This is a genomic window from Dorea amylophila (assembly GCF_025567265.1).
Taxonomy (GTDB): domain Bacteria; phylum Bacillota; class Clostridia; order Lachnospirales; family Lachnospiraceae; genus Dorea_A; species Dorea_A amylophila.
In genome coordinates this window covers 20,361-43,298 of the sequence record NZ_JAOQJW010000029.1, presented here as the reverse complement: position 1 = coordinate 43,298, position 22,938 = coordinate 20,361, and the positions used below count along the sequence as shown (strand labels likewise).

The following is a 22,938-nucleotide window of genomic DNA, read 5'->3' as shown; positions in this document are numbered from 1 at the left end:
TGTTATATGGATACTATAACACAATTAAAAAGAGCTTACAACCTAAATCGTAAGCTCTTCTTTTCATACTCTTTTCGTACTTTTTATGCTTCGTCAATCGCTTTACCAATATCATGACGCATATATTTATTATCGAATTTTACCCATTCGGTTGCCGCATAAGCATTAGCTCTTGCTTCTTTTAAGTCTTTTCCCTTTGCTGTCACACCAAGTACACGTCCGCCGTTGGTCACAATCTGATCACCGTTGAATTTCGTACCTGCATGGAAGCAGTAATAGCCTTCGTGCCTGTCAAATTCCTCCAGTCCGCTGATTGGAAGTCCTTTGTCATATTTCACCGGATATCCGTCACTTGCCAGAACAACACATACTGCAGCATTGTCTTCAAACTGCAGATCGATCTGATCCAGCGTACCATCAATACAAGCTTCTACTACATCAATGATATCATTTTTCATTCTCGGAAGAACCACCTGCGCTTCAGGATCTCCGAATCTGGCATTGTATTCCAGAACCTTCGGTCCGTCCGCTGTCAGCATCAGTCCGAAAAAGATTACACCTTTGAACGGTCTTCCTTCTGCCTTCATAGCATCAACGGTTGCCTGATATACATATTTCTTACAGAAGTCATCTACTTCTTCTGTATAGAACGGACTTGGTGAAAATGTTCCCATTCCTCCTGTATTCAGACCTGTATCTCCATCACCTGCACGCTTATGATCCTGTGCGGAAGTCATCGTTTTGATTGTATTTCCATCTACAAATGACAGTACTGAGACTTCTCTTCCTGTCATGAATTCTTCTATAACCATCTCATTACCGGCTGTACCGAATTTCTTATCCAGCATGATCGTCTTCACGCCTTCTTCAGCCTCTTCCAGATTCTTACAGATCAGCACGCCTTTTCCAAGTGCCAGTCCGTCTGCTTTTAATACAATTGGGAATCTGGCCTCCGTCTTCAGATATTCAACTGCCTCATCCGGATCTGTAAAATTCTCATAAGCTGCAGTCGGAATGTTATATTTCTTCATAAGATCCTTGGAAAATGCTTTTGATCCCTCAAGGATCGCTGCATTCTTTTTAGGTCCGAAAGTACGGATACCTGCGGCTTCCAGTTCATCCACCAGACCGCCAACCAGTGGATCATCCATTCCAACAATAACCAGATCAATCTCTTTTTCTTTTGCAAATGCTACGATCTTGTCAAATTCCATGGCTCCGATCGGTTCACACTCTGCAAATTCTGCAATTCCCGCATTTCCCGGAGTACAGTAAATCTTGTCTACTTTATCGCTTTTTGCAACGCTGTATGCGATTGCATGTTCTCTTCCGCCACTTCCAACGATTAATACTTTCATCTTACACTGCTCCTTTATCCTCTATGACTCGATCGTCACACGCTGTCCTTCTACTTTAACTTTACCGTTTGCGATCAGATCAATGGCTCTTGGCAGAATTCTCCATTCTGCCTGCTCCATTACACGTCTCTGCAGAACTTCCGGGGTATCTCCCTGTTCCACTTCAACTGCTTTCTGCAAAATGATCGGACCGGTATCGGTTCCTTCATCTACAAAATGTACCGTTGCACCAACCACCTTCACTCCGCGTTCCAGTGCTTTTTCATGCACCTTCAATCCATAAAATCCTGTTCCGCAAAATGCCGGGATCAGGGACGGATGAATGTTGATCATACGGTTTCTGTATTTTGCGATCATCTCTGCCGGAATCACTACCAGAAATCCGGCCAGAACGATCAAATCCGGCTGCATGACATCCACAGCCTTCATAAATTCCTGATTGAAAATCTCACGGCTTTCATAATCTTTTGGAGATATACACTGATTCGGAATCCCATGTTTTTCAGCACGCTCCAGTGCATATGCATTCTTATTATTACTGATGACGCCGGCAATCTTTGTGTTTGTAATCTCGCCGGAATCTACTGCATCTATGATTGCCTGCAGATTTGTTCCGCCACCGGATACCAGAACTACGACATTTAACATAATGTCACTCCTTTTTCACCTTCTTCGATATGACCGATCACATATGGAGTATCTCCGGTCGCTTTGATTGCTTCTATTGTCTTATCTACATCAGCAGGATCAACCGCAACGATCATACCAATACCCATATTATAAGTATTGTACATTGCATGCTCGTCTACATTTCCCTCTTTTGCAAGCTTTGTGAAAATTGGCGGAACCGGATAACTGTCTTTTTCTACAACGGCTTTTACTCCGTCTTTTAACATTCTTGGAATGTTCTCATAGAATCCGCCTCCTGTGATATGGCTGCAGGCTTTCACTTTCACTCCTGCGTTCTTTATGCTCTTTAATGCTTTGACATAGATTCTTGTCGGAGCAAGCAGTGCTTCTCCGAGTGTAGTTCCCAGATCATCATAATATGTATCCAACGATTCTTTTGTCATCTCGAATACTTTACGTACCAGTGAGAATCCATTGCTGTGCACACCTGAAGATGCCATACCGATCAGTACATCTCCTGCTTTTAAGTCTTCTCCTGTAATCATATCTTTTTTATCACATACACCAACTGCAAATCCTGCAAGATCGTATTCATCTTCCGGCATAAGTCCCGGATGTTCTGCTGTCTCTCCACCGATCAGGGCTGCTTCTGACTGCAGGCATCCTTCTGCCACACCTTTTACGATAGATGCGATCTTCTCCGGATAATTTTTTCCACATGCAATATAGTCTAAGAAGAATAACGGCTCACCGCCTGCACATGCAATATCATTCACACACATAGCTACTGCATCGATTCCAATGGTATCGTGCTTATCCATGATCATGGCAAGTTTGACCTTTGTTCCACATCCGTCTGTTCCTGATAACAGCACCGGTTCTTCCATTTCTTTGATCTTCGCAAGAGAAAATGCTCCCGAGAATCCTCCGAGTCCTCCAAGAACTTCCGGACGCAAGGTCTTCTTTACATGCTCTTTCATAAGTTCTACTGACTTGTAACCTGCTTCAATATCCACACCAGCTTTTTTGTAATCCATAATCCGATCTCCTTTTGTACCTGTTATTTATTTTTGTACTTTTATATCTATTATTTTGATGCCAGATATGCCTCATATCCGATAGAATCAAGCTTTGCTGCTTTGGCTTTGACTGCCTCTTTCTGTTCTTCTGTATAAGCTTTCAGTTTCTTCAGAAGTTCTTCATCTGAAGCCGCAAGAATCTTTGCTGCAAGAATTGCTGCATTCTTTGCGCCATCGATTGCAACGGTTGCAACCGGAACTCCCGGCGGCATCTGCATGATTGAAAACACTGCATCCATTCCATCCAGATTCTTTCCTGAAAGAGGTACACCAATAACCGGAAGGGCAAATAATGCTGCACACATTCCCGGAAGGGCTGCTGCCATTCCTGCACCGGCGATCATAACTTTTATTCCGCGGCTTTCTGCTCCTCTGGTCCATTCAATCAGTTCATCTGGTTCACGATGTGCTGAGATGATCGTCATCTCATACTCGATTCCTAACTCTTCCAGCATTACTGCAGCCTTACTCATAACTTTAAGATCTGAGTCACTGCCCATGATAATTCCTACTTTTGGCATAATTTTCATCCTTTCTTATAAGTTTGACAAATAAATCATACCCTATTTATTAGAATTTTTCAATGGTTCATTTAAAATCTCTGTACCGGGAAGTACAAATTTTCCATTTTCCAGTAACACAATCTCTTTTTTATCCTTTGTAACAACCGTAATACTTCCAAGTTCTTCATATGGAATGGTAATATCTGTATGGCAGTGGAAATATGCTTTTGATACATCTTCTTTTCTGCGGATCGATACCGAATTGTCTCTTGCAATAATCTCTTTTCCGTTCGGATTATAGACTTTGATATCCTCGCACCAACTGTAACATGTATCTCCCACCGCAAAATGCGGTCCCATCTTCTCTGCGATCAGAATCGGCATCTTATCCTCGATTCCATACTTCCTGGCAGTTATATATGCAGTTGTATTCGTTCCGATCGCAAATTCACCAAGCGGCAGCGTCGGATGTTTGTATAATACATTATCGTGAATATACGCTTTATTTTCCAGATCGCGATCAAAGTTCGCACAGTTATACTCTGATACCATGCCATTTGAGAATGTGATCTCCAGATCACGATACTGCAGTTCATTCAGATACACTTTGCTGACATGTAAGACTCCGTTCGTTCCTTCCAGAACAGGAGAAGTAAAGACTTCCCCGACCGGAATATTCACATCTGCCACACAGTTCTCAAAGATTGTTTCTTTTGCCGGGTCATTCAACGGATGCAACTGCACATTCAGATCTGTACGATTCCCATTTGTCCCGAGAATATGCACGTATTCTCCCTGATCCAATGCATCAATCAGTGTCTGCTGTACTTTTTCATATACTTTTGCATCCAGTGTGTTTATACGGATAATCTCATCGAAAATCTCTTCATACTTCTCTCCGATCTCCGGCACCGGATAGGCAATGATCGTAAAGCTGCGCTCTTCTCCTTTGATATACCTGTTCACCATCTGGCTCTGACGGCTGTCATACTGCAGGATCATCTCTTCCTGACTCTCCGAAAGCTTTGCCACAGTCTCTTTTGCCACCGGTTCGAATGGTTCTTCACCAAACATGTCAATGCATGCCGGTCCTGCAAACCCGGCTGCCTCTTTCTTATAATGTTCATATGTTGTCTGCATCACTTCCAGTTTGCGCTCCAGGTACTTCTTATCCATGAAGATTGCCTGATCATCTTTATGATCGTATTCATACTGCTTATTTGCCACTGCTCCGCAGTATCCGATCTTGTAATGTTGTCTCTTTGTCAGCACACTGACCGCTGCACGATAGATGACCGGTTTTAATCCCATTTTTTCAAAGTTCTCTATCGCTTTCTTTACTACACGTTCAAATCCAAGAATATAACGGATATTCACTACCGATTTCTTCGAAAGATCTTTTCCGGTATTTACGAATCCGATGCGGTATCCTTCCGAATAGACATCTGCCATCTTCTGGATGGTCTCTTCCGGGAGACGGTTCAGATGCTCCGCTGTCTTCCATTCGTTTTCGCTGATATACTCTCCAAACTGATACAGATATCTGAGATCTTTAAGATCACTGTTCATAATCAGATCTGTTGCGAAGGATTCTTCCGGCAGGATCTGTTCTCTGATACGATCCGCAAGGAATACATCACAATAATCACTTGCATACCAGTAAAAAATATCACGGGCTGTTTTTGCATCCGGTGTATCCTCGAACTGGTTATATATTTCAATCAATAATTCATACAAAATTGCCAGATATTCCGTCTTTCCCTCAAAAACATAAACGACTGCCCCACGAAGTTCCGCATATAACATTCCAAGAATCTGTCCTGATTCTTTTCCAAACATCTTACACGCATAATCCGGATTCGCATAACTTTCTTTATACTGCTCCGGCAAAACATCCTGATACAGCCGTCTGTTCCATGTTCTTAATTCTTCCAGCGTAAGTTTCTGATACCTTCCGTCCAGAAGTTCATCTCTCAGTTCGTCCAGCATAAGCACGAACTCTGCCATCTTCTTAAAATAATCTCTGTAAGGCTCTTTCACCGTATCTTCTGTCTGCATCAGACGGATACGGTCAAGTGCCAGTTCATATCTTTCTTCTATCATTCTACATAAGCCCCCTGACGAATAATCCAACCATAACGGCGAGAAATACCGCATTTACCGTGATTCCCACCTTGCATGTTGTATAAATCTTTTCGCGTTCTCTGAATCCTTTCATGCCAAGCCAGATTCCAATCACTGCCATCGCACAGGTTCCCAGTCCGAAAAATCCGATCAATATATTGACATTTCCTTTATTTAAAAATGAAAAAAGAATCATCACGATCACCAGAAATGCAATCACCACTGCATAAGTACAGGAATAGACACCCCTTTTGGAGTGTCTGACTGCTTTCTGTCCATATTTCGTTTTGATCATCTTTTTCCGCTTTTTTTTACGGGCTTTCGCTACCGCTTTAATTCTATCATCTTCTGTTCTTAGTTTTTTTCCCAGCATGTCTTCTCCTTATTGCCGCACATATTGCAAATAATATATATCCGCAAATTCCACCGATGGTATTCAGTAACAGGTCATCTACATCAAAGCTCCCCACCTTTGTAATAAGCTGGAAGACTTCCACGCACAGGCTCAGTACAAAGCTGTAATATGCCGTTGCAATAAAACTTCTCTGCCTGCTTCCCATCGGGAGGAAAAATCCAAACGGAATAAATATAATCACATTTCCAAATAAATTGGTGAACATTGCAAAGAATCCCACCTGCTCACGATACTGCCAGAATCTTTTGATTTCTTTAAACAGTACCAGATTATAATGGTATTCCCTCATCTCACCTGTACGTCCATACCAATCAGAGAACAGCAGGAAATATACAATAAATATTACATATAATATAAATAATATCTTTCCCAGTATCCGGATTCGTTTTCTTTTTCCTGAATCCAACGTCCTACAACCTCCTGTGTCTCTTCGGTATTAGAATAAGATTCCTTTCTTTTCTTTCAGTAAACGGGCACCGCTTATAATGGAGATCACACCTGCGGCGATTCCTATTACCGTGACTACAATTCCTACCGCAATCCCTGCTGCACCGGCTAGCCCCATTGCTTTATATGCTTTTTCATTCATATCCTGATCCCCCGTTTTCTATTTTGCTCCGTACTGTTCATAATATGCATCGATTGCTTCTTTTAATGTATCATCGATCACAACTTTCCCGTCACATTCTTTGTTATACAGGCACTCTACAACTTCTTCCATTGTTACGATCGCAGCTGTATCGAATCCATACAGATCTTTGATCTCATCCAATGCACATTTCTCGCCGCCTTTTCCTACTTCCATACGGTTCAGGGATACCATCAGACCTACGATTGTTACATCTGCGGCACCTTTTACTTTTGGTACGGTCTCTTCCATAGACTTTCCTGATGTTGTCACATCTTCGATCATGATCACACGGTCTCCGTCTTTTAACTTACTTCCGAGAAAGCTTCCTTTATCGGCACCATGATCTTTTTCTTCTTTACGGTCAGAACAATAGCGTACTTCTTTTCCGTAAAGATCACTGTAAGCAATTGCCGTGACCACTCCAAGCGGGATTCCCTTGTATGCAGGTCCGAACAACACGTCGAAATCATCTCCATAGGTATCATGGATTGCCTTCGCATAATACTGACCTAATTTTTTCAGCTGTGATCCTGTTACATAAGCTCCGGCATTCATAAAGAACGGTGATTTTCTTCCGCTCTTTAATGTAAATTCTCCAAACTTGAGCACATCGCTCTCTACCATAAATTCAATAAACTCCTGTTTATAACTTTCCATTTTGATTCCCTCCATATATTTCAGACTCTGTGTGTCTTATTTATTGCATAATAATTCCATTTAATTCTATCATAAGAAAATCAGTTTTTCAATTCACGTCAGAAAAAAAGAACAGTATATACACGTAATCATTACATAATCTTTGTCTCTTCCAGCTTTTCTGCAAATGCCTCGTTCATCCGGATTACCGGTTTGCGCAGAAGCAGTCCTAGAATCAATGACAAAAGCAGGAAGATTCCCAGCTTCCCAAGTTCCGTCCAGTATGTCATACCATACATTCCGCCAATCGTCTCCCTGAATGCCGCCATACTATGAACAAATGGCAGTAACGGATATACTGCTTTGAAGAACGCCGGTGCCACTTCAATCGGGAATGTTCCTCCGGAACCTGCCACCTGCATGACCAGAAGTACAACACTGACTGCTTTTCCGATATCTCCGAATGACACCGTCAGTGTATAAATGATATTCACATATACGATGCTCGAGAACCATCCTGCCAGCATAAACAAGAACGGATGCTTACACTGGATGCCCAGATATAACAGATCTCCCAGACAGATCAGAGTGCTCTGCAGCAGACCGACGATCATGAAGAGAAGATAACGGCCCAGGTATTCCTGATGTGGTTTTACTTTCTTCAGACCTTCGGTACATTTTGTCGAAACACCTGTCTTTAACATGGCAACCAGTACGATTCCGCCAATCCAGATCGACAAGGTGGAATAGAACGGTGCCATCGAAGAGCCATAATTTTCAATCTTATAGACCTGATTCGTCTTCAGGCTTACCGGTGCTGCCAGGAACTCTCCGATCACACTGGAATCCCCGGAGATCAGTTCTTCCAATTGAGAAAAGTCTCCGCCCGACTGCATCTGACTGATCTTTCCTGTTGTCTCACTGATCTTTCCGGATGCTTTATCCAACAGCTTGCAGGAATGATCCAGTGCCTTATTGATCTGTGTCAGATCTGCGGAAGCCGAAGATGACAGATCATAGACTCCGTCCACACTTGCATCCAGCTGATCCATCAGACTGCCCAGACTGCTGCTGGTATCTCCCATGGATTTGGAAAGCTTATCCAAACTGTTTTTTACATTCTTTTCATAGTCGGATTTCACATTTGCAAGACTGTCCGCACTTTCTTTTACCAGTTTGTCCAGCTCTGCTTTATTCTGGATTGCTGTGCCGGATGCATCTGTCAGAGAGGATGCCGTGCTCTGTAACTGATTCTTAAGCTCTGTCTGTGTTGCGATTGTCTCACCGAGCTTCCCTGAAATGTTGCCGAGCAATGCATTCAGTTTCGTATTGCCAAGTCCGCTCACTTTATCTGCCATATCATCTACCGAATTCTGCAGTGACTGATAGGCGGCTGTTACCTTTTCCACGCTGGATGCCAGAGTGTTCAATGTCGCCGCTACATCTGCCGCACTCTGTGAATTGGATGCAAATGCGGAATCAATGATCCCGGACATCTGTGAATAAAATTCCTTTCCGGAATTCAGTGCCTCATTTACGCCATCCGTTGCACCGTTGATCGTTCCTTCAATCCCATTGAATGATTTCTTCGTTGTCTTCAGGGCATCTGTTGTCTTATCCGAACGGTTCTGTGTCTCTTTCAGAAATGTGCCTGTCGTATCCAGAAGCTGCTGTGCAGATGTCGTCATTCCCGCAAAGGAACTTAATGTCGCAGATGCCACATTCAGGTCCGAACCGATCTGGTCCAGATTATTTGCCAGATTCCCTGCAATGGATTCTACTCCATTCTGATCTGCCACATTGGTAACTGCTTTGAAAGAAGTAATAACCGTATCACTGATCGTTTCAATAAATACTTCATTGACCTGTCTCTGGATCGCGCTTGCTCCTTTATCTGTAACCTTCGGTGCGATCGCATTTTCTTTTGCATTCGAATAGTATGTGATACTTGGTTTACTGATATTTTCAGAGAACAGACTCATCATATCTGTACTGAAGTTTTCCGGTATCACGATCGCCGCATAGTATTTTCCGGATTTTACTCCGGATACTGCTTTTTTCTTGCTGGTAAATACCCAGTCAAGCTGCGAATTACTGCGAAGCGATGTCAGTACCTGATCTCCCATATTCAGTTCGAGCGGAATCAGGCTGCCTTCATACCCCTTATCCACGCTTGACACCGCAACTTTTAAGTTTCCTGTATTTTTATATGGATCCCAGCTTGCTGCAATATTAAACCAGGCATAAAGGCAGGGAACAACGGTGATCCCCATAATGACGATCATGGCGATCACATTATTTTTAATCCGTTTTATATCCCTCCGGAAAATTTCCCATATATTTCTCATACGCCTTTTTCCTCCTTTATTCCCCGTACCAGATCTTCTGTTGTCATTCCTGTGGCAGCAAGCTGTTTTAACATCTTATCGTGTATATATTCTACACAGATCAGATACAGTGCAAGTGCGATCAGCGATACGATCCATAACACCAAAAATACCAGTTTGGATTCCAGGCTGAACATCAGTATCAGGAAAATGAGCGGGATAATGATCATTCCAAGGAATCCAAAGCGGATCATCTTCGGATAACGCTTCTCGAATTTTTCTGATCTTTCCATGAATTCCTGTTTCCACTCATCATCTTCCATTAACGTCTTCATCATCATGGTCAGTTCCGATCGTTTCCGCTCTGCTGTTTCCGTCTCTCCCAGCATCAGCTCTGTCTCTGACAGCCGCTTATCGAACAGATGATTCAGATTCATAAGCAGCGGACGAAGTACCAGACCGATGAAAAGCGATATCGGGAAGAAGATTGCCAATATCCCCAGGTATTTCCAGATATTCGCTCCATACATACCGGCAATGCATTCACGCATTGCACTGATTCCATATGTGAAAGGAAGCAGCGGATGAAGTTTCTGGAAAAATGCAGGTGTCATCTCGATCGGATATGTTCCTGCCGATCCCGGGATCTGTAAAATAACCAGTACAACTCCCAGTGCTTTTCCAATATGCTTGAACGTAAGCGCCAGCGCATAGATCAGATTTACATAGATAAAGGAACAGAAGATGCCTACACATACGAATGCAACCGGATGAACGCATTGTACTTTCAGAAGCACAATATCACCTAGACACACGATCAGTCCCTGTACCAGACCTACCGTCATGAATAACATCCATCTGCCAAAATAAGCCTGTGATGCCGTAAATCTGTGAATCTTTCCATCTTTATCCACTTCCTGTTTCAGAATGGATACCAGGATCAGTCCGCCTACCCACAATGCCAGATTGGTATAAAACGGTGTCATACCGGATCCATAATTTTCCACATCATACAATACTTTCGACTGAATACTTACCGGCGAAGACATAAAACCGGCAATGGAATCCGCATCAATCCCCTCCAGAGAGGTCAGTTTCTGATACATCTGTGAACTTTGCAATGCTCCCAGATCTTCCTGAACCGAAGCCAGTGATTCATCTACCCGCTTCAGCACTTCTTTTGTCTGTCCCAGTGCCGAGGCACTGTCTTTCAAGCTGCTGTTGAGCTGATTCAGGATACTCTTCATCTGTTCAACCGTTGGTTCTACACCATCCAGTGTTGAGGCCAGGCTTCCGCTTAATGAAGCCAGACTGTCCAGTGACTGGTTCAATTGCGGCATTAATGTCTGTGCAAAATTACTGCGGTAATCCTGCAGACTTTCCTTGCTGTCTTTTGCAAGCTTTTCCAGAGATGTCCGTGTACTCTGCGCTGTTGTCACTGCATTCTGAATTCCTTTATTGCCATTCTTCAATGAAGCCACCAGCCCCTGAAGGGACGCATTCTGGCTCTCCAGTTCGGAAATCTTTTGTGCGATCAATGCCGAAAACTGCTGTGATAATTCTGTATTTCCCTGAATCTGTTCATTCAGCGCTTTTAACTGACTCAGTAATTCCTGATTCCTGGTAAGGAGAGTGGATGCTGTTGTCAGGCTTCCGTCTACTGCTGTCAAAGCCTGTCCTGCCTTCGTCTCGAATATGCCCAGTTTTGCCGATGCAGACACATAGGTATTATTCAGAAGCGTCTCGCCGTTCGACATATTATCCGAGAACTGTGTCGAAAATATTCCTACTGCTGTTCTTGTGTCTGAAAGTACCGTTCCGCTATCTGAAAGTGTCTGCACTCCTGATTTTGCCGATGCATTGACCTGATCCAGTGTTTTTACCGCATTCTGAATCACTTCATCTGACTTATCCACCGTTTTCTGAAAATTTTCCAGCACTTTGTTATATTCTTCCAGATTCTTCCTTGTCTCGGCAACCGCCCGGATCAGACTCGAATTTCCCTCCGTCACTCTTCCTGCGATATCTCCGGCTTTTTCACTCAGCAGCTTTGAAATGGATTCTGCCGCCACCGAAGAAAAGGTGTCATTGATCTCCTGCTGGATCGTGCCTGCACCTGTATCTGTGATCTTCGGGGCGATCGCATTTTTCTTTTCATTAATATAATAATCCAGCTCCGGCTGTTTGATATCTCCCGATAAAATGCTCAGAAGCGATTCGCTGAAATTATCCGATATCACGATCGCAGCATAATATTTTCCGGATCTTACTCCCTTTTTTGCTTCTTTTGCATCTACAAACTTCCAGCCAAGCTGGTCATTTTTCTTCAGATTGTCTACAATATTTTGTCCTGCGTCCAGTGACATCTGCTCACTGTCGGCACCTTTATCTTCATTAGCAATCGCTACCTGGATTCCTTTGGTATTCCCGTACGGGTCCATATTGGCAGCGATATTAAACCATGCATAAAGAGACGGCAGTACACTGATTCCAACCAGGATCAGTACCGCCGCACGGTTACGGAATAACCGGCCGAGATCTCTTTTGAAAATCTGAAATGATTTCTTCATCCACACATCCTCCTTTGGTATCGTCATATACATATCAGTATAACAAAAACATTTCTGAAAATCTACTCAAAAAACTGACTGTCAGTCATGTTTTTATTATAGCATTTGCCATACAGGCACCCGTATTTTTACCGTTCACGGTTTTTCTTATATTTTCCTTACATATTTCCAAGAAAAAAGAGACATTGCCGATAGCAGTGTCTCTTTATCATTATTTTACAATACCAACCATATCTTTCACGGATTCAAATCCATTTTTCTTCATATATGCTTCGATTCCGTCAATGATCTCTATTGTTGCATTTGGATTATAGAAATTCGCGGTTCCCACAGATACTGCGGATGCTCCTGCAAGAATCATCTCGATTGCATCTTCCGGTGTAGCAATTCCTCCCATTCCGATAATCGGAATATTGACCGCCTGCGCCGTCTGGTATACCATACGGACTGCGATTGGATGTACAACCGGTCCCGATACGCCGCCGGTCTTATTAGCTACCGCAAATGTTCTGCGGTTGATATCGATCTTCATCCCCGTCAATGTATTGATCAGCGACAGGGCATCTGCTCCGCCGGCTTCTGCCGCCTTTGCGATCTCTGTAATATCCGTAACATTTGGTGTCAGTTTCATGATGATCGGCTGTTTTGCGATCTTTTTGATCTGAGCCGTCAGTTCTTCTACATGCTTTGCGTCCTGTCCAAACGCAAGGAATCCCGCATTTACATTCGGGCACGAGATATTGATCTCCATCATATCGATCGGCTCATCCGCCAGCCGTTCAACAACCGCAAGATATTCCTCCGGCGCATGCCCGCAGACATTCACAATGATCTTTGTATCATATTTCTTCAGAAACGGAATATCTCTTTTGCAGAACAGATCAATTCCCGGATTCTGAAGTCCGATCGCATTCATCATCCCGCCGTATACCTCTGCTACACGCGGTGTCGGATTACCCGGCCACGGGACATTTGCGACTCCCTTGGTCGTCACCGCTCCGAGACGGTTCAGATCGACAAACTCACCGAATTCTTCTCCCGAACCAAATGTACCGGAAGCCACTGTAACCGGATTCTTCCACTCTACGCCGGCAATATTTACTTTCATATCCATTATAAATCCACCTCCGTAGATAAGAATACTGGTCCGTCTTTACAGATTCTCTTGTTATTCACGTTGCTGTGTGCATCTTTTTCCTTTGTCTTGCAGACACATGCCAGACAGGCTCCGATTCCGCATGCCATTCTCTCTTCCAGAGAAATATAGCATTCGATCCCCTTCTCTTCTGCATAAGTCTTGATCGCCCGCAGCATTGGTGTCGGTCCGCATGCAAATATCATATCTGCATCCAGATTCTGCTCACGGATAGCATCCATGACATTCCCTTTTGTTCCTACACTTCCGTCTTCTGTGGAAATATATAAGGTCCCGTTCTGTTCAAATTCGTCTTTCAGGAATGTATGTGCATCTCTGTAGCCGACAACAATCTGCTTTTCTTCGCACTGCATCTGTTTGGCAAGTTCCAGGATTGGCGGAACACCGATTCCTCCACCCATCAGGAATACTTTCTTTCCTTCTGCTTTCTCATATGGAAATCCATTTCCCAGAGGTCCGATCACCGGCACAGTATCTCCTGCCTTTAATTCCGAGAACTGTTTTGTTCCGGTCTTTTCTCCGGTTACACGGTATACCAGTCTTAATTTTTTTGCCTCTTTATCAATTTCACAGATACTGATCGGACGCGGAAGTAATTTGCTTGCATCTGCCGTGTATACAGATACAAACTGTCCCGGTCTGGCAGTCCGTGCTGCTTCTGTCTCAATCCACAGACTGTAGATCCCGTCTGCCAGCATCTCCTGTGACAGAACTTTCGCCTGTTCTTTCTTTTTCTCCATCTTCCTTTATCTCCTGTTAAGATTACTCTGTCATACGTTTTTATCTGTCTTTTTTGTCAGATCAGACCTTATCTGTTCTCAAGTGCTCCTTTGATGTCTGCTACCATAGTCTCAACTGCTGCTCTAGATGCATCACCAAAGTTCTCAGCTCCAAACTTTGCATACTGCTCCTGCTTGTATGCCGCAATGATTCCTCTTGAAGAGTTCACGATTGCTCCAAGTCCATCCTCATTAAAGAAGTGTACCAGATCTTTTCCTTTTCCCCCCTGTGCACCGTAACCAGGAACCAGGATATATGCCTTCGGCATTACTTTTCTAAGTACTTTTCCCATCTCCGGATAAGTTGCTCCAACTACTGCTCCTACATAACTGTACTCATCACCCATGACTTCTGATCCCCATGCAGCCACTTTCTCTCCGACCAGTTCATACAGCGGACGCCCATCGATCTTCTGATCCTGGAATTCTCCGCTGGATGGATTGGAAGTCTTAACAAGGACAAAGATTCCCTTCTTTTCTTCTTTGCATACATCCAGGAATGGATTGACTCCGTCTGAACCAAGGTATGGATTGACTGTTACAAAGTCTTCGTCAAATGGTGCATATGTCTTGCTTCCTACTTTCACTTTTCCAATATGACCAACCGCATAAGCTGCAGATGTAGAACCAATATCTCCTCTTTTTATATCTCCGATGACAACCAGTCCTTTTTCCTTACAGTAATCTACCGTCTTCTTAAATGCCGCAAGTCCCGGAAGACCGAATTGTTCATACATCGCGATCTGTGGTTTTACTGCAGGGATCAGATCATACGTCTTATCTACGATTTCTTTATTGAACTGCCAGATTGCTTCAGCGGCACCTTCCAGTGTCTCACCATACTCTGCAAACGCTTTCTGCTGAACCTGTTCTGGAATGTAGTTTAACATTGGATCCAAACCTACTACGATCGGTGCTCCTGTCTTCTTTATGTTGGCTACTAACTGATTAATCAATGTCTTTTCCTCCTATTTTACATGTATCATCTTAATTTTACATTATTTATATTTTACCATAAGGCATACTAAAAGGGAATGCCTAACTGCATTCCCTTCCAAACTCTTCTTCTGCCATGTCATTGCCGGCACACCATTACTTCATCTGTGCCTTTACTGTCTCTACTGCTTTTTCAAGCTGGTTATCTGCATCCGGATTTTCTTCATCGCTCTGGTACTTGATTTTTACATCCGGTGTAATTCCTTTTCCATTAATGCTTCTTCCCTTTGGAGTAAAATACTCTGCAATCGTAAGTTTTACAGCTGTTCCGTCATCCAGATCAAAAATCTGCTGTACAACACCCTTTCCATATGTCTGGGTTCCTACAATCTTACCGATTCCATAATCCTGGATTGCACCGGAGTAGATTTCTGATGCGCTGGCACTGTTACCATTTACCAGAACTGCCAGCGGCTTGGTAAACTGATGCTCTTCATCAGATTTCATCTTTGTCTTTTTGCCATCTTTGTCTTCTGTATAGACGATCAGTCCCTTTGGCAGCATCAGATCCAGCATATCACATACCGTACTGAGTGAACCTCCCGGATTATTACGCAGATCCACCACTAATCCTGTCATTCCCTGCTTCTCAAGATCATCCAGTGCTTCTTCGTACTGATCATAGGTTACCGTATCGAATTCAGACACTCTGATATAACCGATCTTGTCATCCATCAGCTTATACTCTATCGTCTGTGCCTGCACAGTGTCTCTTGTAGCAGTCACAGTTACCTCCTTCGCATTTTCTCCTCTTAATACGGTAAGTTCTACTGTTGTTCCTTTTTCGCCTTTTATTTTACTTACAACTTTCGAAAGGTCTTTTCCTGTTACTTCTTTTCCTTCTACCTTATATAGGATATCATTGTCCTTAAGTCCAGCTTTTTCAGCCGGAGAATCCTTATATATCTGAACCAGAGTAATCACTCCTGTCTCCGTGTTCTGAGACATCACAGCACCGATTCCGGAATATTCCCCACCGGTCGATTCATATAATTCTTTTGTCTCTTTCTTGTTGTAATATACCGAGTACGGATCATTCAGACCATTGATATAGCCTTTATAGATTCCATCTTCCAGATTCTTCTCTTTTACGTCCCCCATATAATGCTTCTTGACCAGGTTCTGTAATTCCGATATCTTATCCTCTGTTTTTGATGTGATATCACTGCTTCCACTATTTACTTTTAATCCGCAGGACACAAGTCCCGCTGCCAATAACATAGCAAGGGCGCCGCAAAGCGCCCCTTTCAAAAAACTTTTTCTGTTTTTCATTTATCTGCCTCTTACTATGATCTGTCTTTTATTACAGATAATTTGCCGGATTGACCGGTGTTCCATTCAACATTACCTGAAAATGAAGATGCGGTCCGGTTGAATTACCGGTTGTTCCCACTGCCGCAACATTCTGTCCTTTGCTGACTTTCTGCCCTGCACTTACATAAATCTTACTGCAATGCATATAATATGTCAGCAGACCGTTACCATGATTGATTACCAGCAGATTTCCTGCATTCCCTGCATATCCTGCTGAAATTACAGTTCCCGCTGTCGCTGCATAGATTGGTGTTCCTGTTGCAGCGGCAAAATCAATTCCTTTATGATTCGTACTTGCTCCTGCAATCGGCTGTGTTCTATAGCCAAATGTACTTGAGATATACCCGGCCGGACAAGGATGGGTAAATGTTCCATTCCCTGATACAACCGGCGAACCGGCAGAACTTGAAGATGAACCTGTATTCTTAGATGCCGCTGCTGCCTGCACTTTTTTCGCTGCTGCCGCTGCTTCGGCTGCCTCTTTTTGTTTTTTCTCAGCTGCCGCTGCCGCTGCTTCTAACTGAGCCAGCTTATTCTTTGTATCGCCAAGTTCACTGTCCAGCTTCTGTATCTCGCTTTGTTTGCTCGTCAGCAGCTGATTGACATTATCCTGTTTTGCGATCAGATCATCCTGCATTGTCTGCAGTTGTTTGTATTCTTTCTGAAGCTCTGCTTCCTGATTCTCCACATCTGTTACAACCTTCTGAAACTCCACCAGCATATTTCTGTCATAACCAGATATCGTACTGATATATTCTGCATTATTCAGAAATTCTCCGATTGATTTAGAAGAGCATAAGATTTCAATAAATCCAGTATTTCCGTTCTCATACATAAAACGGATTCTCTTTTTCATGCTTTCATACTGGTCATTTTCTTTTGCTTTTGCAAGAATCAGCTCGTCTTCTTTATTCGAGATTTCACTTTCCTTATCCGAGATTTTTTTCTTTGTCTTTTCCATCTCATTTACCAGATTACTCAGTTGATTGGCAAGAGATGTCTTCTCACTCTCGGCAGTTTTTTTCTTATTCTCCAGTTCTTCTGCTTTTTTCTTTGTATCATCTATCTCAGTTGCATACGCCGGCATGAACATTCCACATGTAAGTGCCATTGTCAGCAGAAGACTTATCCTCTTCTTTCTATTTATCATATGTCGTTCCTTTCCGGATCAGAAGCATTATACTTTCAAATGCTTGCGGATTGTAAAGAAACTTCCAACAAAACCAATTCCCACACCTAATGCGATTCCGATTGGAAGCAATGTTCTGTAAACATTTGCTACTGGAAGGAAGTCTACAATGTTATTCAGCAGGCTGAATTTTGTCATAATATATGTAATTGCTTTATCATACATAAAGTACAAAAGTACCAGCGGAATGACCGCTCCCACAGCTCCGATGATCAGACCTTCGATTACAAACGGAGCACGGACGAATCCGTCTTTTGCACCGATATACTTCATGATCGCAATCTCTTCACGTCTTACTGTAATACCCATAGTAACCGTATTACTGATCAGGAATACAGATACTGCAAGCAGAATTGCAATAATTGCTACAGACACATATCCCACCAGCTTATTCACACTTGTCAGCGTCTTTGCTACCACATCTGATTTATTAACTTTACGTACTCCCTCCAGTGATTTTGCAAAAGATACAACACTCTTCTGCCTTGATACGTCCGAAAGATATACTTCATAGTTGTCAGAATTTGCAAGCGGGTTATCACTCTTAAATCCTTCCGCCAGATCACTGGACTCTCCAAAATACTGATCTTTGAACTTGTTCCATGCCGCGTCTGCACTTACATAATTCACTTTCAGTACGCCGTCCTCTTTCTTAAGCTGGGCACCAATCGAGTCTTTCTGTTCCTGTGTTGTATCTTCGTTGAAAAATACGGTGATTGCCACACCTTCTTCTGCTTTTTCCACGATATAATTAAAGTTCACTACAATGGAATAGAACAGTCCAAACAGGAAGATGCATGCCGCCATCGTTGCAATCGAAGCAATGGAAAACATCTTATTTCTGCGGATGTTCTTAACTCCTTGTTTCATCGAATATCCTATTGTACTAATTCTCATGCTTGTACCCACCTTTTTTCTCGTCGCTTACAATGACACCTTTTTTCATTGTAACAACCCGCTTCTGCATTTCGTTCACGATTTCCTGGTTATGCGTAACGACCAGAACTGTAGTTCCTCTGTCGTTTGCCTCTTCCAACAGCTTCATAATCTCCCATGAATTTGTCGGATCCAGGTTACCGGTAGGCTCATCTGCAAGCAGAATTGCAGGTTCATTCACGATTGCTCTTGCGATTGCAACTCTCTGTTGCTCACCACCGGATAATTCCTTTGGAAATGCCTTGTATTTTTGGGCAAGCCCTACCAGTGACAATGCCGCCGGTACTTTTTTCTTGATAATTCTTGTAGATGTCTCTGTTACTCTCTGTGCAAACGCAATATTTTCATAGATATTGCGATCCTTTAACAGACGGAAATCCTGGAATACAACACCGATATTTCTTCTGTACATCGGCACTCTCCGATGTTTCATACGGCTTAAGTTATTACCATTTACGATAATTGTTCCAGATGTAGGCTCCAGCTCTTTCATGATAAGTTTAATCAACGTGGACTTACCAGATCCGCTGTCTCCCACGATAAACACAAATTCACCCTGTTCAATCTTCAGATTGATTCCATTCAGGGCTGCAACCCCTTTTGAGTACTCTTTCGTTACTTCTCTTAGTTCAATCATATGTTCCTCCTGATTATTAATACTCCAGCGACTCCATATACTTCATATACTTCACTACCATAAGTGCGATCTTGAATGTAATGGCGTCTTCAAACACACGCAGATCCAGACCGGTACTCTTCTGCAGTTTATCCAGTCTGTATACCAGTGTATTACGGTGTATATATAATTGTCTGGATGTTTCTGATACGTTCAGATTATTCTCAAAGAATTTATTGATCGTTATCAATGTCTCTTCATCGAAATCATCCGGCGATTTCCCCTCAAAAATCTCACGTATGAACATCTTACAAAGTGGAATCGGCAGCTGATAGATCAGACGTCCAATTCCCAAAGCACTGTATGCAATAACGCTGCGTTCACTGAAGAATATCTTACCGACATCAAGAGCTAATTTGGCTTCTTTATATGATTTTGAAACTTCTTTGATATCACCGACAACTGTTCCGTATGCTATCAGAATATCTTCTTCTCCATCTTCTTTCAGGAGCGTATACATATTCTCCGCAATCTTCTCCAGTTCCGCATGGCCATCATTCGGTTCCAGTTCCTTTACCACGATAATATTCTTCTCATCAACAGCTGTCACAAAATCCCTGGTACGGTTACCAAGAAGTGTTCTCACGTTGTCGAGCGCATTCGTATCTTTTTCATGCTTTGTTTCAATAATAAAGATAACACGTCTTACTTCTGTGTCAATATGTAATTTCTTAGCACGGTTGTAAATATCTACCAGCAGCAGATTATCCAGCAACAGGTTTTTAACAAAATTGTCCTTATCAAATCTTTCTTTATATGCGATAAGAAGATTCTGAATCTGAAAGGCCGCGATCTTGCCTACCATGTAAACATCATCACTTCCCCCATTGGCAAGAAGTATGTATTCCAGCTGATGTTCATCAAAAATCTTAAAAAACTGATATCCCTGCACGACCTGACTGTCTGCTGGGGATTCAACAAAGGAGAGTACCTCCTCTACGTAGTTCTCCTGTTCTGAGAATGTGCTTGCAAGAGATTTACCGTCTGTGTCCATCACGCAAAAGTCAATTCGTGTAATCCCTTTCAATCCTTCAATTGTGTTTTGAAGTATTTGATTAGATATCATATTCCATCTCCTCCACTCTTTTCAATATGCATTTTACACAACAAATTCACTATAATAATCTACAAAATACATATCGTCAAATCTTATCTTAATATATATAACCAAAAAAATAAAGAGGAAATCACACTTTTTTGGTGATTTCCTCAGTTTTTTTACATTTTGTACATATTTATTGCATAGACATAGTGACGAAATAACTTTCTTATATTTTTCTTAGGATTTCATTTTCAGCTTATTTTTTTCCATTTCACGCCTGAAAATATGATTCAAGAGATACTTTGCAATTTTCCCCTGACCGAATCCCGGCTTACGTGGCGAGAATATCTTCTTTCCAACTCCGATCCAAACTCTTACATCCAGAAGATTTCTGTTTTTTGCAATAAAATCTTCCTGTAATGGAACCGATAATGCCGAAAGGACACAATCCACTTCACTTCCGTTGATCGCATTCACCAGCATATCATCCGCTCTGCCTTCTGCAGATACCTTCGCCAACCCCACTAACTGAATCCCACTATATGCCTTCTGCAGATACCGGAATGCCTCCTGCCCTTCTTCTTCTGACTCTACCAGCAGATAGAGTCTTTTATGGTTCTTATGCAGATAGCGCATAAACATCTTCAGATACAATTCCATATTAATCTCTTCCGGCAGTTCCGGTTCTTCCGCTGCTTCAAGGATCAGCTTTTCCCCCGGCAATATCATATCAAATTCATTCATCTTTTCTTTCAGTTCCGGGAGATCGTTCATCTGCATCAGCGCATCTACCGATACAACATCTATCACACTCACAGGTTCAGATTCCAGAAATGCAATTGTTTCCTTCATGGCTTCTTTCGCTGTAAAACTGTCTATATTTACACCTAAAACATTAATCTTCTCGTTCATATCCTCACCTGCTAACTCTTTTACCAGTTGTTCGATTATAGCAAATGGATATTTTCTTTTCAACCTTTATTACATAATATTCATACTAATTAACATTCGTAATATTTTTGTCATTTTTGTCATTCTGTCGTTTCTTTTTCGTGATCAGGCCTCCGATTCTTCCGGTTTCCTTGGAAGTGAGGGATTTCCACCCATCTTTCATTACCCGGTCGAGAAGTCCTAATTCTCCCGCAATCTCGTATTTGACTTTTTCATCAGGTGTAAGATCTTCCAGACGGACAGGTATTTTCTTTTTTGATGGCATATTGATTGATTCCTTTCGTTTTTTATCAGTATGCCACCTTTCCTGCTATTTCATACATCACAGTATTTTTTCATCCCTGAATAAAAATATCCTAATACTCTTCCGGGTCATCCGGTATGATGATTGCCGCAACGATATAAGCCAGTATTCCTGATCCTGCTCCCATTGAGATCAGCACAAATGCCAGTCTTACAAGCGTCGGATCTATATTGAAATATTTTGCAATTCCACCGCATACTCCGCATATCATTCTGTCTTTTCTTGACCGGTATAATCTTTTTCCTTCCATAATTCTATCCTCCATATTCCTGATATAATCTACGATACATACGCTGTTTATATTTCCCGATTTCCGGATCCGTGTGCATCTGCAGGATCTGCCACCGGCAGTTCCTTTCGAACGCATGGCGATTTACATCTGTTCCATAAATGTCACATTGATAGATCCGATACCACAGTCGATATCCATTTTCTTGTCTGCACCATTGTCAATACTGTTCTCTCTGCCGAAACCTGAGAAACTGTAATCGCCACACTGAATCTCTCCGATACCGCAGTCCAGATCATAATTATAATCGTTCTGGTTTCCTTTTAGCTTTAAATTGATCTCTCCTACACCGCAGTCTGCATCGATCTTTTTCTTCGCATCGCCTGCTGCGGTTACGGAACCGGCTCCACATTTGAATTCTGCTTTATCAGCTGAAAATTCCAGAATATTTACTTCACCTGCTCCGGCATTTACCTCCAGATCTTTGGCAAGAATCTGTTCTGCTTTTAATTCTCCCGCCTTCAGGTTCAGTTCTACTTCTTCCAGCTCTATATCTGCAGGAAGTGTCACGGTAATTGTTCCTTTTCCTACATTCCTGGTCTTTGTAATTTTTTTATTCGATGTCAGATATAGAATTCCATCCTTTGCGTATGCACGGAAGCCAAGTTTTTTATGTGTGTCTTTACTTTCTACCGTAATCTCATCTGTATCCGGCTGTGTTTTCAGATGAATCCTTCCTGCACCTACTGTACTCTTTATCTCCCGGATATTCTGATATGCAGCCTTTCCGTTTCCTTCTATAATTCCCGTTGCATCTTTCATCGTCTCTTTCTCCTGTGATGCTGCTGTTTCTTCCTGCTTCCGTTCATTTTGATCATCTTCTTCGTCCTGATCATCCTCTATATCTTCTTCATCTTCTTCATCTGCATCATCCCAGTCTTCATCTTCCGATATCCAGCCGATCCCATGTGGAAATTGACGCGCGATATCTGTCAGGGTCGTTCCCATTCCCCACGAAACCGAACAACATATGATTCCGGCCAGAAACATCGAGCCGCACACGATCCAGAATATTTTCCATCTCTTCTTCATC

23 protein-coding genes are annotated in these 22,938 nt (G+C 42.5%); all 23 read right to left on the bottom strand.

The window, feature by feature from the left end; genetic code table 11:
* Positions 1 to 83 precede the first annotated feature (83 nt).
* The 23 genes from purD to OCV72_RS15225 all read right to left on the bottom strand — a co-directional run bounded on the left by purD (position 84) and on the right by OCV72_RS15225 (position 22,937).
* Entirely contained in the window at positions 84 to 1,358 is a 1,275-nt protein-coding gene (purD, locus tag OCV72_RS15335) for a phosphoribosylamine--glycine ligase (protein ID WP_055284682.1), read from the bottom strand.
* A gap of 21 nt (positions 1,359 to 1,379) precedes the next feature.
* Entirely contained in the window at positions 1,380 to 2,006 is a 627-nt protein-coding gene (purN, locus tag OCV72_RS15330) for a phosphoribosylglycinamide formyltransferase (protein ID WP_055284680.1), read from the bottom strand.
* Positions 2,000 to 3,025, bottom strand: coding sequence for a phosphoribosylformylglycinamidine cyclo-ligase (gene purM / locus OCV72_RS15325; RefSeq protein ID WP_055284679.1), 1,026 nt, complete (start codon positions 3,023 to 3,025; stop codon positions 2,000 to 2,002). Before purM ends, purN begins: the two co-directional genes overlap by 7 nt.
* 50 nt (positions 3,026 to 3,075) lie before the next feature.
* Positions 3,076 to 3,588, bottom strand: a complete 513-nt coding sequence (purE, locus tag OCV72_RS15320) for a 5-(carboxyamino)imidazole ribonucleotide mutase (RefSeq protein ID WP_028086920.1) — start codon at positions 3,586 to 3,588, stop codon at positions 3,076 to 3,078.
* Between the two features lie 42 nt (positions 3,589 to 3,630).
* Complete coding sequence (locus tag OCV72_RS15315) at positions 3,631 to 5,673, bottom strand: aminopeptidase (RefSeq protein WP_055284677.1); 2,043 nt, start codon at positions 5,671 to 5,673, stop codon at positions 3,631 to 3,633.
* A 1-nt stretch (position 5,674) separates the two neighbouring features.
* Positions 5,675 to 6,067: a DUF6142 family protein gene (locus OCV72_RS15310; RefSeq protein WP_055284675.1), complete on the bottom strand. Its 393-nt coding sequence runs from the start codon at positions 6,065 to 6,067 to the stop codon at positions 5,675 to 5,677.
* Positions 6,036 to 6,515, bottom strand: a complete 480-nt coding sequence (locus OCV72_RS15305) for a VanZ family protein (protein WP_028086917.1) — start codon at positions 6,513 to 6,515, stop codon at positions 6,036 to 6,038. The genes OCV72_RS15310 and OCV72_RS15305 overlap by 32 nt, the downstream gene beginning before the upstream one ends.
* 30 nt (positions 6,516 to 6,545) lie before the next feature.
* On the bottom strand, positions 6,546 to 6,698 hold the full coding sequence (locus tag OCV72_RS15300) for a hypothetical protein (RefSeq protein ID WP_028086916.1): 153 nt from the start codon (positions 6,696 to 6,698) through the stop codon (positions 6,546 to 6,548).
* Positions 6,699 to 6,716: 18 nt separating this feature from the next.
* Positions 6,717 to 7,397, bottom strand: a complete 681-nt coding sequence (gene pyrE / locus OCV72_RS15295; protein ID WP_028086915.1) for an orotate phosphoribosyltransferase — start codon at positions 7,395 to 7,397, stop codon at positions 6,717 to 6,719.
* A gap of 131 nt (positions 7,398 to 7,528) precedes the next feature.
* Complete coding sequence (locus tag OCV72_RS15290) at positions 7,529 to 9,724, bottom strand: YhgE/Pip domain-containing protein (protein WP_055284673.1); 2,196 nt, start codon at positions 9,722 to 9,724, stop codon at positions 7,529 to 7,531.
* A complete protein-coding gene (locus OCV72_RS15285) occupies positions 9,721 to 12,273 on the bottom strand; it encodes a YhgE/Pip domain-containing protein (RefSeq protein ID WP_055284671.1) in 2,553 nt (850 codons plus the stop codon). The genes OCV72_RS15290 and OCV72_RS15285 overlap by 4 nt, the downstream gene beginning before the upstream one ends.
* Before the next feature lie 211 nt (positions 12,274 to 12,484).
* Positions 12,485 to 13,387 (bottom strand): dihydroorotate dehydrogenase, encoded by a 903-nt coding sequence (locus tag OCV72_RS15280; RefSeq protein ID WP_028086912.1) that lies wholly within the window; start codon positions 13,385 to 13,387, stop codon positions 12,485 to 12,487.
* On the bottom strand, positions 13,387 to 14,169 hold the full coding sequence (locus tag OCV72_RS15275; protein ID WP_055284670.1) for a dihydroorotate dehydrogenase electron transfer subunit: 783 nt from the start codon (positions 14,167 to 14,169) through the stop codon (positions 13,387 to 13,389). Before OCV72_RS15275 ends, OCV72_RS15280 begins: the two co-directional genes overlap by 1 nt.
* A gap of 68 nt (positions 14,170 to 14,237) precedes the next feature.
* Complete coding sequence (pyrF, locus tag OCV72_RS15270) at positions 14,238 to 15,164, bottom strand: orotidine-5'-phosphate decarboxylase (protein WP_055284668.1); 927 nt, start codon at positions 15,162 to 15,164, stop codon at positions 14,238 to 14,240.
* A gap of 136 nt (positions 15,165 to 15,300) precedes the next feature.
* On the bottom strand, positions 15,301 to 16,476 hold the full coding sequence (locus tag OCV72_RS15265) for a S41 family peptidase (RefSeq protein ID WP_055284666.1): 1,176 nt from the start codon (positions 16,474 to 16,476) through the stop codon (positions 15,301 to 15,303).
* Between the two features lie 31 nt (positions 16,477 to 16,507).
* Complete coding sequence (locus OCV72_RS15260) at positions 16,508 to 17,668, bottom strand: murein hydrolase activator EnvC family protein (RefSeq protein ID WP_055284664.1); 1,161 nt, start codon at positions 17,666 to 17,668, stop codon at positions 16,508 to 16,510.
* Between the two features lie 27 nt (positions 17,669 to 17,695).
* Positions 17,696 to 18,604 (bottom strand): permease-like cell division protein FtsX, encoded by a 909-nt coding sequence (ftsX, locus tag OCV72_RS15255; RefSeq protein ID WP_055284662.1) that lies wholly within the window; start codon positions 18,602 to 18,604, stop codon positions 17,696 to 17,698.
* Positions 18,594 to 19,280, bottom strand: coding sequence for a cell division ATP-binding protein FtsE (gene ftsE / locus OCV72_RS15250; RefSeq protein ID WP_028086906.1), 687 nt, complete (start codon positions 19,278 to 19,280; stop codon positions 18,594 to 18,596). The genes ftsX and ftsE overlap by 11 nt, the downstream gene beginning before the upstream one ends.
* A 16-nt stretch (positions 19,281 to 19,296) precedes the next feature.
* Complete coding sequence (locus OCV72_RS15245) at positions 19,297 to 20,385, bottom strand: PucR family transcriptional regulator (protein ID WP_055284660.1); 1,089 nt, start codon at positions 20,383 to 20,385, stop codon at positions 19,297 to 19,299.
* Positions 20,386 to 20,598: 213 nt separating this feature from the next.
* A complete protein-coding gene (locus OCV72_RS15240) occupies positions 20,599 to 21,273 on the bottom strand; it encodes a WecB/TagA/CpsF family glycosyltransferase (RefSeq protein WP_055284658.1) in 675 nt (224 codons plus the stop codon).
* Positions 21,274 to 21,358: 85 nt separating this feature from the next.
* A complete protein-coding gene (locus tag OCV72_RS15235) occupies positions 21,359 to 21,577 on the bottom strand; it encodes a small, acid-soluble spore protein, alpha/beta type (protein WP_055284656.1) in 219 nt (72 codons plus the stop codon).
* Positions 21,578 to 21,668: 91 nt separating this feature from the next.
* Positions 21,669 to 21,866, bottom strand: coding sequence for a PspC domain-containing protein (locus tag OCV72_RS15230; RefSeq protein WP_055284694.1), 198 nt, complete (start codon positions 21,864 to 21,866; stop codon positions 21,669 to 21,671).
* Between the two features lie 123 nt (positions 21,867 to 21,989).
* On the bottom strand, positions 21,990 to 22,937 hold the full coding sequence (locus tag OCV72_RS15225; RefSeq protein ID WP_055284654.1) for a DUF4097 family beta strand repeat-containing protein: 948 nt from the start codon (positions 22,935 to 22,937) through the stop codon (positions 21,990 to 21,992).
* Between the last annotated feature and the right edge of the window lies 1 nt (position 22,938).